Origin of the sequence: Pseudoalteromonas luteoviolacea CPMOR-1 (genome assembly GCF_001625685.1) — a bacterium.
In the GTDB taxonomy this organism is placed as follows: Bacteria; Pseudomonadota; Gammaproteobacteria; order Enterobacterales; family Alteromonadaceae; genus Pseudoalteromonas; species Pseudoalteromonas luteoviolacea_K.
Genome location: NZ_AUYC01000095.1, coordinates 141,461 through 158,653 on the forward strand (window position 1 = coordinate 141,461; position 17,193 = coordinate 158,653).

12 protein-coding genes are annotated in these 17,193 nt (G+C 44.4%); 5 read left to right on the forward strand and 7 right to left on the reverse strand.

From position 1 onward, the window contains the following. The first annotated feature begins 91 nt into the window (after positions 1-91). Positions 92-2,152 (forward strand): glycoside hydrolase family 97 protein, encoded by a 2,061-nt coding sequence (locus N473_RS25310; RefSeq protein ID WP_063370357.1) that lies wholly within the window; start codon positions 92-94, stop codon positions 2,150-2,152. A 60-nt stretch (positions 2,153-2,212) separates the two neighbouring features. Here N473_RS25310 and N473_RS25315 read toward each other — a convergent pair whose 3' ends face one another. Then, entirely contained in the window at positions 2,213-3,403 is a 1,191-nt protein-coding gene (locus tag N473_RS25315) for an MFS transporter (protein ID WP_063370358.1), read from the reverse strand. A gap of 74 nt (positions 3,404-3,477) precedes the next feature. On the opposite strand from N473_RS25315, the gene N473_RS25320 reads away from it, so the two are divergent. Next, positions 3,478-4,284 carry an AraC family transcriptional regulator gene (locus N473_RS25320; protein ID WP_063370425.1) on the forward strand — a complete coding sequence of 269 codons (807 nt, stop codon included), beginning with the start codon at positions 3,478-3,480 and terminating at the stop codon, positions 4,282-4,284. A 97-nt stretch (positions 4,285-4,381) separates the two neighbouring features. Then, a complete protein-coding gene (locus N473_RS25325) occupies positions 4,382-6,751 on the forward strand; it encodes a family 20 glycosylhydrolase (protein ID WP_063370359.1) in 2,370 nt (789 codons plus the stop codon). Here N473_RS25325 and N473_RS25330 read toward each other — a convergent pair. Together N473_RS25330 and N473_RS25335 are read right to left on the reverse strand one after the other, a co-directional pair. After that, complete coding sequence (locus N473_RS25330; RefSeq protein ID WP_063370360.1) at positions 6,748-7,719, reverse strand: DJ-1/PfpI family protein; 972 nt, start codon at positions 7,717-7,719, stop codon at positions 6,748-6,750. The two genes, N473_RS25325 and N473_RS25330, sit on opposite strands and share 4 nt — an antisense overlap. Further along, entirely contained in the window at positions 7,716-8,681 is a 966-nt protein-coding gene (locus N473_RS25335) for a GlxA family transcriptional regulator (protein ID WP_063370361.1), read from the reverse strand. Before N473_RS25335 ends, N473_RS25330 begins: the two co-directional genes overlap by 4 nt. A 387-nt stretch (positions 8,682-9,068) precedes the next feature. Between N473_RS25335 and N473_RS25340 the strand changes: the two genes are divergently transcribed. Continuing rightward, positions 9,069-10,385, forward strand: coding sequence for a trypsin-like serine protease (locus N473_RS25340; RefSeq protein ID WP_231099635.1), 1,317 nt, complete (start codon positions 9,069-9,071; stop codon positions 10,383-10,385). A gap of 76 nt (positions 10,386-10,461) precedes the next feature. Here N473_RS25340 and N473_RS25345 read toward each other — a convergent pair whose 3' ends face one another. From N473_RS25345 to N473_RS25355, 3 genes are all read right to left on the reverse strand, one after another. Continuing rightward, positions 10,462-12,081: a glycosyl hydrolase family 18 protein gene (locus N473_RS25345; RefSeq protein WP_063370362.1), complete on the reverse strand. Its 1,620-nt coding sequence runs from the start codon at positions 12,079-12,081 to the stop codon at positions 10,462-10,464. Between the two features lie 358 nt (positions 12,082-12,439). Then, complete coding sequence (locus N473_RS25350) at positions 12,440-13,207, reverse strand: substrate-binding periplasmic protein (protein WP_196766482.1); 768 nt, start codon at positions 13,205-13,207, stop codon at positions 12,440-12,442. A gap of 108 nt (positions 13,208-13,315) precedes the next feature. Beyond that, positions 13,316-14,257, reverse strand: coding sequence for a class I SAM-dependent methyltransferase (locus tag N473_RS25355; RefSeq protein WP_063370428.1), 942 nt, complete (start codon positions 14,255-14,257; stop codon positions 13,316-13,318). Between the two features lie 247 nt (positions 14,258-14,504). On the opposite strand from N473_RS25355, the gene N473_RS25360 reads away from it, so the two are divergent. Then, positions 14,505-15,158: an XRE family transcriptional regulator gene (locus N473_RS25360; RefSeq protein ID WP_063370363.1), complete on the forward strand. Its 654-nt coding sequence runs from the start codon at positions 14,505-14,507 to the stop codon at positions 15,156-15,158. A 1,057-nt stretch (positions 15,159-16,215) separates the two neighbouring features. Here N473_RS25360 and N473_RS25365 read toward each other — a convergent pair. Continuing rightward, entirely contained in the window at positions 16,216-17,193 is a 978-nt protein-coding gene (locus tag N473_RS25365) for a phage late control D family protein (RefSeq protein WP_063370364.1), read from the reverse strand.

Consider the following 17,193-nt stretch of genomic DNA (forward strand, 5'->3'; position numbering starts at 1 on the left):
GCATTTTAATTTTGAATACGTATGCAAACCATTTAGAGCCTGAAATTAAGTCCGTAAGCTAACAGTAACTCGTTGCCATATGGAAAAAAACATGCGCTATTCAAGTTCATTTTGCTCAGCAGTTGGCCTAACCGTCAGTTTATTCACGCTCTCACCAACAGTGTATGCTGCAAACTTTAACGTCTCATCCCCTGACCAGCAGCTTACCTTCACTATCAGTGATGATCATACCCAGCCAAGATATCAAGTTGCCTTTAAAGGTCAAACAGTGATCAACCCTTCAACATTGGGGTTTGACTTTGCCAGAGCGCCATCAATGCGAAACAACTTGTATATCAGCAGTGCTGAGCGTAACTCGCATCATGAAACTTGGCAGCAACCTTGGGGTGAAGCGAGAAACATTGTCGATCACCACAATGAACTACTGGTTACTTTTGCTGATAAAGACAGCAAAGCGGTGCAATATCGAGTGCGTATTCGTGTTTTTGATGACGGCCTTGGATTTCGTTATGAAGTCAATCAAGATGAAGCCAGATATATTACCCGCGAGCTTACTGAGTTCAGCATTACGGATAGTGGCGACAGTACCGCATGGTGGATCCCAGCGCGAGGCTGGAACCGCTATGAATACACTTACAATACCACACCACTGCATGATGCATCCCATGTACACACGCCTTTCACATTTAAAAACAAACAGGGCGTACATTTGAGTATTCATGAAGCCGCACTGATAGATTATGCTGGTATGACACTGAATCAGCGCAGGCCAGGTACCTTCATAAGTGACCTCACGCCGTGGTCTGATGGCATCGCAGTGAAAACCAATGGTCGCTTTAATTCTCCATGGCGCACCATTCAAGTTGGAAAGCAAGCCAAAGATTTATTGAACTCGCACCTGATCTTAAACTTAAATGAGCCTAACAAACTCGGTGATGTGTCTTGGGTTGAGCCGGGCAAATATACAGGGATTTGGTGGGGCATGCATATCGGCAAGCACACTTGGGGCAGTGGTGATAAACACGGTGCCACCACAGAGCGCACCAAAGAGTATTTAAGCTTTGCCGCTGAACATGGCTTTGATGGCGTGTTAGTTGAAGGTTGGAACACCGGATGGGATGGCGACTGGTTCTATAACGGTGATGTATTTAGCTTTACGCAACCATATCCTGATTTTGACTTTACAGCCATCAAAGCACATGCCGATAAGGTCGGTGCAAAACTCATCGGCCATCATGAAACCTCTGGCAATGTCAGTAACTACCGTAATCAAATGGACGCAGCATTTAAGTTATACGCAAAAAATAATGTTAGCCAAATCAAAACTGGGTACGTTGCCGATGGTGGCAATATCAAACGTATCGATGAGCGCGGCCATGCGCGCTTTGAATGGCATGATGGTCAGTTTATGGTCAATGAATACCTAGACAACATCAAACTTGCGGCAAAATACAAACTCAGTATTAACACCCATGAACCTATCAAGGACACAGGATTACGCCGTACTTATCCAAATTGGATGACCCGCGAAGGTGCGCGCGGCCAAGAGTTTAATGCATGGGGCACACCACCTAACCCACCAGAGCACATTCCCATGCTGGCATTTACTCGCATGCTATCGGGCCCGATGGACTTTACACCCGGGATTTTTGACATGGGCTTTAACGGCCTAGGAGATAAAACAAACCGTCCACAAACCACACTGGCAAAACAACTTGCCCAATACGTGGTGTTATATAGCCCAGTGCAAATGGCAGCTGATTTACCAGAAAATTACCTCGCAAAACCGAATGCATTCCAATTTATCAAAGATGTACCGACGGACTGGGAACAGAGTATCGCACTGGCCGGTGAAGTCGGCGATTATGTGGTATTTGCTCGTCAAGAACGTGCTCGCGGCAAGTACACAGGTAAAGATTGGTATTTGGGCGCTATCACAGATGAACATGCGCGAAAAATTGAGGTGAAGCTCGACTTTTTAGCAGCAGATACACGTTACGAAGCGCATATTTATCAAGATGGCAAAGATGCTAATTGGCAAGATAATCCATACGCACTGGACATCAAAAAGCAAATCGTCACCGCAAAAGACAGTTTAACACTACAACTGGCCACCAGCGGCGGCACGGCAATTCGCTTTAAAGCCCTTTAAAAACGCAAAAAAGAGCAGGTTTTCCTGCTCTTTTTTCATCTCATGCCAGTACACCCTGAATCATGCACTGTTTGAAGCTGCTTCAGCGGCATTTAATTTGCGTAAGTGCGGGGTGATAAACTGACTCAATAACAAAGAGCATGCAGCCAGTGCAGCACCGAAATAAAACACCAATGATTGATCGTATAACCACACCACACCAAAGCTGGCAGGGATCACTACGGCAGCAATATGGTTGATGGTAAAACTCACTCCAGCCGTTGCGGCAATGTCTTCAGGTCGCGCAATCTTTTGAAAGTACGTTTTTAGCGCAATGGCCATCGCAAAGAAAATATGGTCTACCACATATAACACTGCTGCTAACTGTGCCGACTCCACCAGCGCATATCCGACAAATACTAGGATCAAACCGGTATACTCAACGGTGAGCGCTTTTTGCTCACCGATGCGCCCTATCCAACTGCCTATTTTTGGCGCCAAAAAGATATTAATAACATGGTTAAGCATATATAACGCGGTAATTTCTGCGACGTCATAGCCAAACTTCTCAACCATCAAAAAACCTGCAAACACCATAAAAATTTGTCTTCGTGCTCCGGAGAAGAATACCAACAAGTAATACAAGCTGTATTCTTTGCGCAGTATGAGCTTTTTATTCTGTGGTGATGCTGCCACAAACTGCCGATGCGTCATCGCCATAAATATCGTCACGGCAAGGCCTGCCCCACCAATAAATAAGTACATCCACACATAATCACTTTGCAACCAAGTAAACCCAACCCAGATCACCGCAAATGTCCCCAGCGCAGCCATTGATTTAATGGATAAAAGCTTTCCTAACTTCTCGGCAGCTTCGTCCTTTTTAAACCATTGTAAACTCAATGATTGATTGAGTGTCTCGAAATAATGAAAGCCAATCGACATCAACACTGTGGTGGCGTACAAGCCATAAATAGTCGGAAAAAACCCTGTGATCGCCACCCCAATAGACAGCACACACAAGCTCACCACAGCAAAAGTTTGCTCTTTTAACACCAATAAAATAAACACCGCGGTAAAGGCGAGAAAGCCGGGAATTTCTCGTAAAGATTGTAACATCCCCATGTTGGCACCGGTAAAGTCCGCGGCTTCCACCGCGAAGTTATTTAACATGGCAGTCCAACCAGCAAAAGCCATCGCCATAACGATGGTCGCCAATACTAAAAAGCTCATTGGTGAGGGGGTAAACCGCCCAAACGATTGTTTTTCCATTTACTATCCTAAGCACATTGAGTGAAACGCCTGTCTAGTATATGCTCAATGAATACTGGCCAAAATCCAAAAATATGACAGAAAATTTATCAAAACAGACAAATCAGCCATGGCTAAAAGTACAGTCTCGCTTTAAACGCACACAGCTTGGCAGGCCGGTATTCCCTCGAGCGACAACCATGCCAGAGTGGGAACATGTTGAAGCGCACACGCATACATGGGGGCAGCTCACGTATATCAGTGACGGTGTCATGACCATTTTCACGCCGCAAGGCAGCTTTGTGATCCCACCCCAACAAGCGCTGTGGATCCCACCAAATGTCGCACACGAAACCTATTGTCGTTATGGCGGGCATTTTCGCAGTGTGTACATAGATCAAAAGTATCAATGCGTACTGGGTAATCAGGCTAAATCTTTAGTGGTCGACCCGTTATTAAAAGCCATGATCTTAGAAATATGCACTTGGTCTGATGATTACACCTTAGACGATAAAACGCTGCGCTTTGTCGAAGTATTTATCGATCGTCTAGAGCAAGCGCCCACCAGCGACTTTTTTATTCCCAGAGCCCAAGACACACGCCTTCACCCAATTGTATCTGAGCTCTATGCCAACCCTGGATGTTCACTCACATTAGAACAATGGGGCCAAACCGTCGGTGCATCGAGTCGCACATTAAATCGCTTATTTCACAAGAGCTTTGATATGGGGTTTAGCCAATGGAAGCAAAAACTTAGAGCACTGCGTGCAGTAGAAATGCTCAACGCAGGACAATCTCAACAGGCCATTGCTCAGCAGTTAGGGTTTGAATCCAGTAGCGCGTTTAATACCGCATTTAAAAAAGTGCTGGGTGTGCCACCCAAACAATACATAAAGGCCTAGTCACCGAAGTACGGTGTGCTTTTCTGTCAGATTTTGGTAACTTACATGGATAAAAAATCACCACACTGGTGCTCTGATAACCAAGCAAGGAATCGATATGCTGCGTTTCGTACTGCTCATGATTGGCTTTTTTCACTTACCCGCTTGGGCAGCCAAGTCCAATTTAGACCTAATGCCGTATCCAAGCAGCATCACACAACAAGAAGGCTCATTTAACACGAGCATGCCCTTGCGTGTATACCTGCCAAACTTACCTAAATCACATATCCAGTATCTAAGACAACAGCTCAGAAATACCTTTGGTAATGTGCGCTTCACCAAAAATATTGAACGGGCGAATATCATTTTTGATACCTCAGGCACTTCGGCACTGCACCCGAGTCTAAACCAAAGCGAAAGCTATCAATTGGCCATCAACTCCACAAATATCAAGATCCAAGCAGCTCAGTATTGGGGGATCAACTATGCGTTGCAGACACTTAAGCAACTTGCCTTTCAATTTCCAAGCCAGATCCCCGCGATGATCATTGATGATAAACCTCGATTTGCGTGGCGAGGATTAATGATCGACAGTGCGAGACATTTTATCCCGATCAATATTATCAAACGCCAGATCGATGGCATGGTTTCAGCGAAGCTCAATGTACTACATTGGCACCTCACCGATGATCAAGGCTGGCGTTTTGCCAGTGTTAATTACCCAAAACTTCAGCAACTCGCCTCTGATGGTCTGTACTATAGCAAAACCGAAATGCTCGAGATCGTCGCATATGCGGCGATACGTGGGATCCGTGTGATCCCAGAAATTGACCTCCCCGGTCACGCCTCTGCATTGGCAGTGGCTTACCCAGAACTCATGGCCAATCCTGGTCCCTATCACATGGAACGCGGTTGGGGCGTCTTCAAGCCCTTACTGGATCCCAGTAACCCTAATGCTGATATCTTTATTAAACATATCATCGAGGAACTAGCGGCTATTTTTCCAGATCCCTATGTACATATCGGGGGGGATGAGGTTAAACCCGATCATTGGCTAGAAAGCAAAGCAGTCATGGCGTACATACAAAAACTGGGGCTCAATTCAGCAGTTGAATTACACAACCATTTCAACCTCAAAGTACAAACACAGCTAAGCGCCCACAAAAAAATACTGATGGGGTGGGATGAGATCTTTCAACCTGCGCTCAGCAAAGCCGTGGTGATCCAATCGTGGCGTGGGTTTGACTCCTTAACCCAATTGACCAATGCAGGGCATATGGGTGTCTTGTCTGCGGGCTTTTATATCGATCAGCCTCAGTACACCAGCTACCACTACCGCAATGATCCATTGCCACAACAACCCATCACACAAGCAGACATAGAACACAATAAACAATGGCAGGCATGGCAATTTTCCATCACCCGACTCAAAGGTTCACCAGTCACTGGCCACTTTGCTTTGGCAACGGATAACAATACAAACCAACTCGGTTATGTGGCCATCAATGGCCGAAAATTAATGACCATAAAGCAGCTTGAAACGCTCGCCAATATCACTCGCTTTGACATTGATACTTGGATGGGTCCAGTACGCTTTAGTTTTGTCACCAACCAACCTGAGCAAAGCCAAATATTGATAGGGAATACCCCTTACGAGCATCACATCAGCGCACTGCCTGATGTGCCAAAGCTAGACCCAGCACAATTTGCAACCATACCCCATGCAGAGGCAAGCAAGCGAATACTTGGTGGTGAAGCGACCATATGGACCGAACTGGTCATGCCCTATAATCTTGATCTCAGAATTTGGCCAAGACTCTATGCAATCGCAGAGCGGCTTTGGTCGCCTCAAGACTTACAAGATGCACAACAGATGTATCAGCGTCTAAAAACATTGGATCAGTTTGCTGTGAAACGAATTGGCCTCAGACATCAAGCTCAACACCTACAGGGACTGGCAGCACTGAGTAATCAAGGGGATATTGACGCACTCAAACGCTTTAGCCAGTTGGTGGAGCAAGCTCAGTATTACACCCGCCACCATGTCAAATACCAACAAGGTCTCTACCACCAGCAGGCCCCCCTCAACTCGCTGGTTGATTTTCTCCCCGCAGAAAGCCTGTATTTACATCAGTGGTATCTTGTCCTGCAAAATAAGGACAACACCAAGCACTATTTAACACTGTATAATGCCTATCAAGCTTGGCTAAAAGATATTCCCAAACTCGAAGCAACATTTGCGCAATCTAGTGCATTGTCCACACTACTGCCGTTGCTTGTACATCACCAAAACAGTCTTGAGCTGGGACTGCAAGTTTTAAAATACTGCCGAGATCACACACGCAGTACTGATATCAATGCACTGCGTGCCAAGATTTGGCAACAAACTCGTCGCCACGGTGAACTCATTTTAGCGGTGAATCATTTAACCGAAGCCATATTAGATAGTTGCTTTATGCAACAAGGCGCGACGCCTTCGATAAACTAAATCTGGCGATTGAGCGTCAATTGCGCCGTGTACGTTGATCCTGTTTGATGTTTTACACTCATGTGTAACAGCCACTGTGCCTCGCCAATCTGCTTTGACCAAGCGCGTGTATTGTCGGTACTAGCCGCTTGCCACCCAGCCTTAGTCATTTGCTGGTTAAGCCATGAGAATAACGCTGAAGATTGGGTATTTTTTAAATCAAACGTATAACCTTTATACCAATTGTACTCATCGCCATAATGGAATGTACGAGACGCCAAAGTGATACTTTCTGGTAAGTCATTAAACTCAGGCAGTATACGATCCGCCATTTTTCCACGAATATACCCTCCATTTGGTGTCCAATCATACTCAATTTTTGCCGCCACAGTGCGTGCAGAACGCATACCATTGACTTTTGCAACCAAGGATAGTGCGCCGTCAATACCAGAAGACAAGCCAGCGGTCGTTAGTATTTTACCGTTATCAGTCAGTTTTTTATCTTTTGCCAACTTTACCAAGGGGTACTGCTGTGCAAAGCTCTCAAACGCTTTTTCAATGGTCGTCGCGTAAAGACCGTTCAGCAGTCCAGTATTGGCTAAAATAAACGCGCCATTGCACACAGACATCACATAGTGTGCCTCGCGACTTTGTGCTTTAATCCAATTTTGCACTTGTTTATCATTGATCAAAGCACCATTAATATTGCCGCCAGGAATCAACACGGCGTCAAACAATGTGTTGTTTGCAAAACTTTGCGCAGGCGTCACCTTCAGACCCATTGCTGTGGTGATCTCCTTGCCCGTCTTACTGACTGTCGTCAGGCGAAACCCTGCTTGACCAAACACCTCTATGGGCCCCACAAAATCAATGGCCTGTGCGCCTTCAAATAACAACACTCCGACATGAAATGCATTTTCATCAGTCGAGTGGGCAGACCCTTTAATACAATACAAACACATTAACCATGCTAGGATTATTTTTTTCATTCATTAGCCTCTGCAGTAAAATTTTCGCGATATTGGGTTGGTGTCACGCCATACGCTTGGGTGAATTTTCGAGTTAATAACGGAGGTGAACCAAATCCGGTCAAAATGCTGATATGGGCTACTGAGTGCTCAGATGTACACAGTAACCCCTTGGCTTTTTCCAATCTTAAATTTTGTACAAAACGCATTGGAGATATCCCCATTTTGTCTGTAAATACTCGCTGGAAATGCCTTGGACTCAACGCAACTTGCTCAGCGAGCATCTCAACAGATAACGGTTTATCGATATTGTCTTGCACAAATTCAATGGCACTTTGAAAGCGCTGTGACAACGTCTGTTGCGCATTCAGTAAGCTAGAATACTGACGCTGATCGCCACTGCGCCTTACATACATCACCATATATTGCGCAACACGTTGAGCGACGGATGCCCCATGATCTTTTGCAATGAGACTCAGGGCAAGATCAATACCCGCAGTGAGCCCACCCGAAGAATACACTTCATCGCTTTGCACAAATAGCTTGTCAGACACGGCTTGCACACATGGAAATTGCGCAGCGAGCCGCTGCGAAAAGTCCCAATGGGTTGCCAATGTGAGCGCGCGATCTGGCCACAGTGCAGCAACAATAAATGCACCAGTACAGATACTGACAATACGCTCAGCATTGTGTGCCAACCGCCGTAATTGTGTCATCACGGCTTCGTCATTGATGACTCTTTGGCATCCTCGACCGCCAATGATCACCAACACATCAAGCGTCTGGCAATTTGTGAGCGTATTGTCAGCCAACGTCTTCAAACCACTTTCAGCACGAATTGGCGTCATATCATTAGCGAGCGTGACCAACTCATATACTTCTTTGGACAATAGATCATTCACGGTCGCAAACGCATCTAGTGGACCCGCTAAATCAACCGTTTGAAATTCATCGTAAATAAAAAAGCCAACAACTTGTGACATCAGGCACCTCCTAGGAAATAAGCATATCGCATCGCAAAAAGTCGTTAATGACTATAACTTATCTAAAAAGGACATACTTGGAGGACACGATAAAAGGCGAGCTGAATTCATATTTGCTGACTGTGGACGCTGTTATTATCAATAATCGATATTTAAACCTTTAATCAGGCTGTAACTTTACACATCAAGCCATGTTTAAAAGGTAAACTAAAATTTACATAAAATTGATGAGTTTTGTGAAAAATATAAATTTAATCATTTAAAAACAAAAATTTGAAAAAAATAACACACTACCCATTGAAATCATTTCAATCACATTTTTTATACATTCCGCAACATTTAGTTGTATCTTAAATTCGTCTAACAAGTGAACAACATAGGTACAACATGAAAGGAACAACACACTCCATTAAAGGTGCAATGCGACACACACTTCTGGCCACAAGCATGATAGCCAGTTTACCCGTATTAGCATTCGATGATATTAAGCCCAATATTGTTGGCGGCATACCCGCAGATACGACAGAGTGGCCATTTTATACACAAATACTCAGATCAAATGGTACCACGGCGTTTTGTGGTGGTAGTTATATCGGTGACGGTTATGTGCTCACTGCAGCACACTGTGTGCGTAACAGAACGGCAAGCGAGCTAAATGTTAAAGTCGCAGGTTTTATTCTTGGTGGCAGCGATGGTGACCGCATTGCGGTTGAGCAAGTACATATGCACCCTAATTATAACAACTCAACGCTACACAACGACATTGCAGTGCTAAAGCTGACTCGAGTCCCAACTCAGGGTGCTAGCGTCACACTTGCGCAATCTTCCATAGATTACTACGCGCGTGAAGGCGATTTACTCACAGTAGCCGGTCTTGGTCGCTTGCAAGAGGGCGGAACTCGTCCAACTAATTTATATGAGGTAGATGTACCATTGGTTTCTGACGCTGTTTGTCGTCAAACTGGCGGTCACTACAGCAATGTTGGCGCCACGGAGTTCTGTGCAGGTTACCCACAAGGCCAAAAAGATTCATGTAATGGCGACAGTGGTGGTCCGATTGTGATTCAATCAGGTGGCCAAACAGTGCAACTCGGCATAGTGAGCTGGGGTGTAGGATGTGCTCGCCCTGAAAACTATGGTGTGTACGCGGATGTTTCAGTGTATGACCAATGGATCGAATCCATCAAAAATGGCACAGTGCCTGTACAAGTTGGCTATCAAGAGCAAACGACACTGGCTGACTTTGTGGTTGGCGACACAGTAAGACACACCTTTACTATCACCAATACGGGTAGCCCTACATTTACGTTTAACCAGCTAAATGTTGCAGCATTAGGTGTCACTAGCAATTTGGTGACAACGGTAGACACATGTTCTGCAAGCACACTGACACAAAACCAAAACTGTAAGGTAAGTGTCGAGTTTAGCGCAGCAACACCTGGACTTGCGCAAACCACGTTAACTTTTAAAGTGGACGGCAGCACTACCACATATGTTGCGCGTGTTTTTGCTACTGCAACAGATGGTTCCAATGTATGTAATGGAACGTGGGATGCAAATACCGTATATGTCAGACCAGATCGTGTCACTTACCGTGGTTCAGAGTATGAAGCAAGATATTGGACTCGCGGCGATATCCCAAGTGAATCAGGTCTTTATGGTGCATGGAAGTTAATCGGCAACGATCCTACTTGCACTAAATAAGCAAAAATTAATCATGACAATCAAAGCCGTGCGTCTGGGTGCACGGCTTTTTTCATATTACCCTCTCAGGCTGCCATCAAAATTGACAGACAAATTGCCAACTGCCATCACTTCCTGGTACAGAGCGCGTCCACCAATTTGCTTCATAAACACTGCTTTGATGACGAATACGCTGTCCAGCCGCAGCATGATCGCCATTTGGAAAGTTAGGATGTACAACGTACTGATTTGGATCAACTTGAATATCCACACACTGGGTTGGCTTATCAGGGCCCCCGCTACCATCACATTGATAGCTTGGTGCCATTCCCTGCGCCACCTCCCATTTAGCCGTCAACAGTGATGCAGGTCCATTTGTGTCATGGGATAATTCCCAGTTCATAATACCACCGGCACTATCGAGCGCTAACTGAGCTTTTGCGCGTATTGTGGGAATGCCATTGTAATATGAGGCCCCATCTGTATCTCGACAAGCATTCGCAGCATCTTGTGAGACCAGCGTGCGATACGCTTGCCATGTTGGACGAGAATAAAAGGGCACACCCAACACGGTTTTCTCTTTACTGAGTCCACGACCTTGCCAATATGCAATCGAATCCAATGCATATTGAAAGCTCGCATGATCGGTATTATTTGCGTCGTAAGCCATTAAGTTTAAGAAATCGACATCTTGGAATACTGACTCCAATACACCGCCTCCTGTATACCCTAGAGCAACCACTGCGGCTGTTAAAAACTTCCCTTTCGCTTTGAGTTCTACACTCAGCTCTTTCATTAGCAATGCATAATTATTGGCAGAACTACCTGGATCTGGATATTCCCAATCCATATCAACGCCATCTAATTGATGCAATTCAACAAAGGCCATCAGATTGCGAATAAACGTAGCACGACCTTCTGTACTACTGGCAAAAGTCTCAAATGCACTGTCATCTCCGCCATTCCAACCACCCACAGCAATACCCACTTTAACACCAGATGCGTGGGCAGCACTCACGAGTTGCTGCATCTTTGCGAGGTTTTCAAGTGGCTGCAATGAGCCATCTGCATTAGGGAGCAAAAAGGAGTAATTAATATGTGTCAGCTTATCAAATTGAATATCGGCGACTTGACCTTGCCAGCTAGGAAAGTAACCGACAATCTTAAAACCACTTGGAGGAACAATGACATCATCCGCCACAACCGTGATCATGCGCTTGCCTGAGCTTGCTCGCCCATTGCTATCATCAACAACTTCAGCTTGAATCACATGCTCGCCCAAACCTGTCGCTGTCCATGTCACTTCATAAGGTGCTGTGTTATCCGTCATTATCACCACATCATCGACTTTAAAATCCACATGTTTGATTGGTACATTCATTGGATGAGACGCGGTCGCTTTGATCATCACTGGGGAAGCAATGATATGTCGGCTTTGATCCAGAGGCGCATCAAGTTTTACAATAGGTAAAGGCGCACCAATAGGATCACAGATCCCTTCCTTACGCCATACGTTTTGCGGCTCTGAATACATCGCGGGATCTTGATTCTGTGTCCACCACTTTGCAGTATATTTCGCTGTTAAGTGTTTTACTTCCATACCCCCTGTATACACTTTCGTTGCTTGCCAATTGCTTAATTGGCTACAGTCTAATGCCATCGTAGGCACACTGATAAGGCCCAGTGCTGCCAGAACTGCTAAATTGAGTGTTTTCATACCTTTGTTTCCATGTTGTTAGCCAGCGTTTGACGGCGAGCTCTGGCTGGCTGTTATCCAATAATAAACCCGCCCAGTTCCAGAGTAACAAACTGTACAAAAATCACCCAAGCCATATCACGGCTCTCAACTTGAAAGATTATAATGTTTGAAATGTACCGCGATCAAAGCGTCGCGTTTCAAAACCCCATCAAGCAGTATTTCAGGTTGTTATGATAGAAAAATGTGATTTGCCACTTTTGTTCATTGAATCAAAAGCGACATATTTTGACGTCACTTACGATCTTCAGAGGTTTGTGATTTGAATTTCAGCCTTAGCACTGCACAGTACAAGTCAGAGATCAGTATAAACTTGTGCTCATTTTGCCTCCCCAAGCTGACGATATCGAGCAACTAAGACAGTGATCTGCTGCTGTAACTCATCAATTGCCTGATCGATATTTAAGCGCTCTGTTGGCGTGAATTTGTTCTTTCGTAATAAAAAATGCACTTCGTTATCGTGGACAGGATAATCCCAAATATGAATTGGTTTATCACTCCATTTATGGCTGAGGTAGTTACCAACGATTTCGTCTTCAATAATAAAATCAACACGCTGTTTAGCGAGTAACTCAATGCGTCTTTGAATCGTAGAAATACCGATGAACTGATTACCAAACCTATCTTGATTAGCAAGAGACTTTATCTCTTCACCATAATAGGAGCCAATACTCAAACCGATTGTGGCTTCAGAGCTCAGTAAAGCCATGAGCGAGTATACTGATTCAGGTGGTTTTAAAGAAAATAGCCGCATTCTTTCCATGCGATACGGCTGCGTGAAATGTCCCCACTGCTTGCGTTTGAAGGTATAACTCACCATCAGTACGACATCGACAACCCCTTTCGTTAGCTGGGCAAAGCTGCGAGCTGCTGACGGCAAACGCACAAACTCAACACACACGCCCGCATGCTCAAACACCATTTTTGCAATCTCTATATCAAGCCCTTGTGCCATGCCTTTATCACTGATACTAGTCAATGGAGGCCACCCAGCAACTACACCCACTTTAGCGTGAGTGACACATGCTGAATTGATTTTATCGATAGAGTGCTGAGCTGATGACACATGCCAACTAGCTATCAGCACAAAAAGACTTGCCAAACAATATATTCGCACAGAGGCCTAACTAATGATGCAACCATCATTTAAGTGTAGCTGCTAATTGAGGTCTTTCTTACTTAATCGTTAAGCCAATTATAAAACGCCGTTTTCATTGCTAAAAACTAAGCACTTTAGCCCACCTTGAGGATCAATATCTTCAAATACCTCTGGGTTGTGTAGACGCTCGATAAACTTAATCGAGGGCGCTTCCCTATGCATTTCATCAATTAAAAATTGACTTTGAATCGATGGATCATTTACACAGGCAAGTACTGTTGCTCCAGGACAAAGCAGCTCAGGCAGCTTTCGTAAAATACGTTGATAGTCTTTGGTCAGTGCAAAACTGCCTTTTTGGAAGGTAGGCGGGTCAATGATCACTAAATCATAAGGACCGAATTTACGTAGTTTACCCCAAGATTTGAAGAGGTCATGCCCTAAAAAAGAAATATTGTCTAATGTATGGCCATTGAGCTGATGGTTACGTCTTCCTTGTTTTAACGCCGCTTTTGCCATATCCAAATTAACCACTTGTTTGGCACCGCCAGCCAGTGCTGCGACAGAAAAACCGCAGGTATATGCAAATAAATTAAGTACTTTTTTATTTTCACTGTGTCTCATCACCCAATCACGACCATTTCGCATATCAAAAAACAATCCTGTGTTTTGTTTTTTTCCAAGTGACAGTTCAAACTTTAAGTCATTCTCAGTGATAACAACTTGCTCTTCAAGCGTGCCAAACAACACTTCTACTGAATTATCTAGACGATACCTATGTTGAATAAAGACACATGTGAGCTTGTTTTGTACCACACCACTACTTATAAAAGTACGTAAGCACTGTCGAAGTGCCTCCATCCAATCATCATCTTGTTCTTTGAAAACTGTACACATGACTTGTCCTGACAGCCAATCAACAGTTAATTGCTCTAGCGATGGGTAACATCGGCCTCGACCATGAAAAAGACGTACTGCCTCGTCGGGAAGCTCAGTTAATTGTGAAAACACCTGCTGTAGAGGTGAAAAGTCAAATTGCATACAATAATCGCTAAAATTTAAATTTGAACGCAATTTTACTAAACTTAGTACGAATGCCAACATGATTTGGTTCATTCGCTAGAATTAAAAGTTTTAACGTCATCATTGTGATCTATAGCAAAAGTAATATCACTCTCCAATTTAAATATTGAACAATAAAAAACCACTTAGATTAATTACCCTGTACACAACTCTGCCACGCGAGTACCCTTTAGTTTTTGACCATTTTGCTAGTGAGAGTAAGTTCATGAGTACCGCATTTTCTCGCCGTTTTGTGACCCTAGTTGAACAATTTGCTGGCGGTAATAAACGTCAGTTTGCCGAATTGACCGGTAAATCACCATCACATATTTATCGAATTTGCCAAGGCCTTGGTCGTCCTTCAATGACCTATCTTGAGCACCTGTATAGTCTATTTTCTGTTGACTTGAACTGGTTACTAACGGGTGAGCAAGCAGCTGACGCACCCACACAACACAGCCAAGATGATTTACTCGTTGTGCCTAAATTGGACGTTGAAGCGAGTGCGGGATTTGGTGCCATTAATGGTCAAGAAGATACCACCGAACAATTTGCATTAAATAAGCGCTGGTTGCAATCACAGTTAGGTGTTCACAGTGACCACTTAGCTTTTGTTTCAGTGCGTGGTGATAGTATGTTACCCACTCTCGAACATGGTGACATGGTGTTAGTGGATCTAAGCCAACAGCAACCGAGTAAGGCTGGCGTCTATATCATACAAACTCAAGATGGATTGATGGCCAAGAGACTACAACAAAAATCTAATCATATTGCCGTGATCAGTGATAATCCTGACTACCCTAGCTGGGAGATCAACTCACAAAATGCCGAGCAGCATGGCGTAGCTGGGCGTATCGTTTGGTGTGGGCGTAGTTTGTAACAGCTCCTTATGAAATCCGCGTATTTTGACATCCAAGGCGTTTTGGTGGCTGTATAACAGACCACCTAAATTATATTTCCGCAAGTCAAGTGCGAAAGGTTAATGAGCCGTTTTAACAAAACAAAATCAATACAACTCTACAAACTCAGCAACCGCGTCAAAGCTGGAAAAGCATGGATCCTGAAACGAGTTCAGGATGACATGGTGCAAAATGTAACGACAGCGAGCGAAGCGAGTACGTTCAATTTGCGCAAAGTGAAGTGAACCGTTTTAACCGAACAGATTCAATACACCTCTACAAACTTAGCAACCGCCTCAAAACTAACAAGGCATGGATCCTGAAACGAGTTCAGGATGACGTGGTGCAAAAGGTTAGCGACAGCGAACGCAGTGAGTGCGCTTTTTTTGCGCAAGGTGAAGTGAGCCGGTTTAACCGAACAGAATCAATACACCTCTACAAATTCAGCAACCGCGTCAAAACTAACAAGGCATGGATCCTGAAACGAGTTCAGGATGACGTATTTAAACCATGACGCTGTACCCAACCTATACGTCACCCTGAATTTGCTTCAGGGTCTAAAGTTCAAAGTCTTAACGACGGTGAACAAAACGAGTACGTTCAGTTTGCGCAAGGTGAAATGAGCTGTTTTAACAAAACAAAATCAATACCCCTCTACAAACTCAGCAACCGCGTCAAAACTAACAAAGCATGGAGCCTGAAACGAGTTCAGGATGACATGGTGCAAAATGTAACGACTGCGAGCGAAGCGAGTACGTTCAATTTGCGCAAGGTGAAGTGAGCCGTTTTAACCGAACAAAACCAATACACAGCTATACGCACAGCAGCTGCTTCAAAACTAACAAGACATGGATCCTGAACTTGCTTCAGGGTCTAAAGTTCAAAGTCTTAACGACAGTGAACAAAGCGTGTGCGCTCAACTGAAGTGAGCTATTTTAACCGCTGCTGATGCCGCGCGCGAAAACTTAACGCGAATTGCGCGAAAACTGCGAAAAATGGATTTTTTAAATAGTGAAATGGCATTTCAAAAAAACAGACCTACTTCTTAGGGCTTTCAAACTCAACATTAACAATAAGACCTGCACTTGATAGGTTCACTTCTGAACGCGTTACAATCCACTCTCCATTTACGCCAGTTCTGAATCCGACCAATTCAATCTTACTCTCAGCCAAAATGCTCAGCGCTTTATGAGTTCCTGGTATCGACAAGGAGCCTGTGGCCAATCCTCTGGTCATTGCATCCAGTTTTGCTTTTGCTGCTCTTTGAGCTGCTTGCTCACCATCATATATATGTCTAAGTGTCAAAGCAGGTTCGCCCCCACCAATCGTCACTATTTGGCGTTGTGCTGTTGTGTGATCATGCCAGAATGCCTTAGCGCTTTTGTATTTACCCCTGTCGGCCATAGTGACTGTATATTCTGAAACATCTTGTTTAGTCAGTCTTGTTATTGGTAGCGGTTGACCAGAGGCTGAGTTAGCCTCTCCTTTAGTCGTGAAAATCAGACGCCCTGATGCGATTTTTCCTACTGCATCATATTGCTTGGCCAACCTTGTGACTAAGTGCAAGTCGTGCTCATTGGTTTGGTCTATGTGGGTTAACTGTATCTGGGTAAACTGTTCTGATATTGCTGCTTGTAATCCGTGTTGCGACGCTATACTTCTCAATAAATCACCTAGAGTAACGTTGTCAAAAGAACGTGTTTTTCGCTCTTTAAGTGATGCGCGCATATCTGCCGCTTTGCATCTCAACTCTAGCTCATCGGGTTGACCTGATAGAATGACTTCATCGACTATATAAAGCCCTTTATCAACTTTCCGATCACCAATACCTAATTCAATGGCTATTTCAGCACCTTGCGTTGGCAGTTTAATATGGTTGTCTCTATCATCGAGCACAACGCTAAGAGTGTCGCTATCTACCCCTGCCTCATCAGTAACTGTAATAGACAACACTCTATCAGTAACGATCTGTGTAATGTCTATGTTATTCGCTGTAATCTTAAATACTGGATGCAT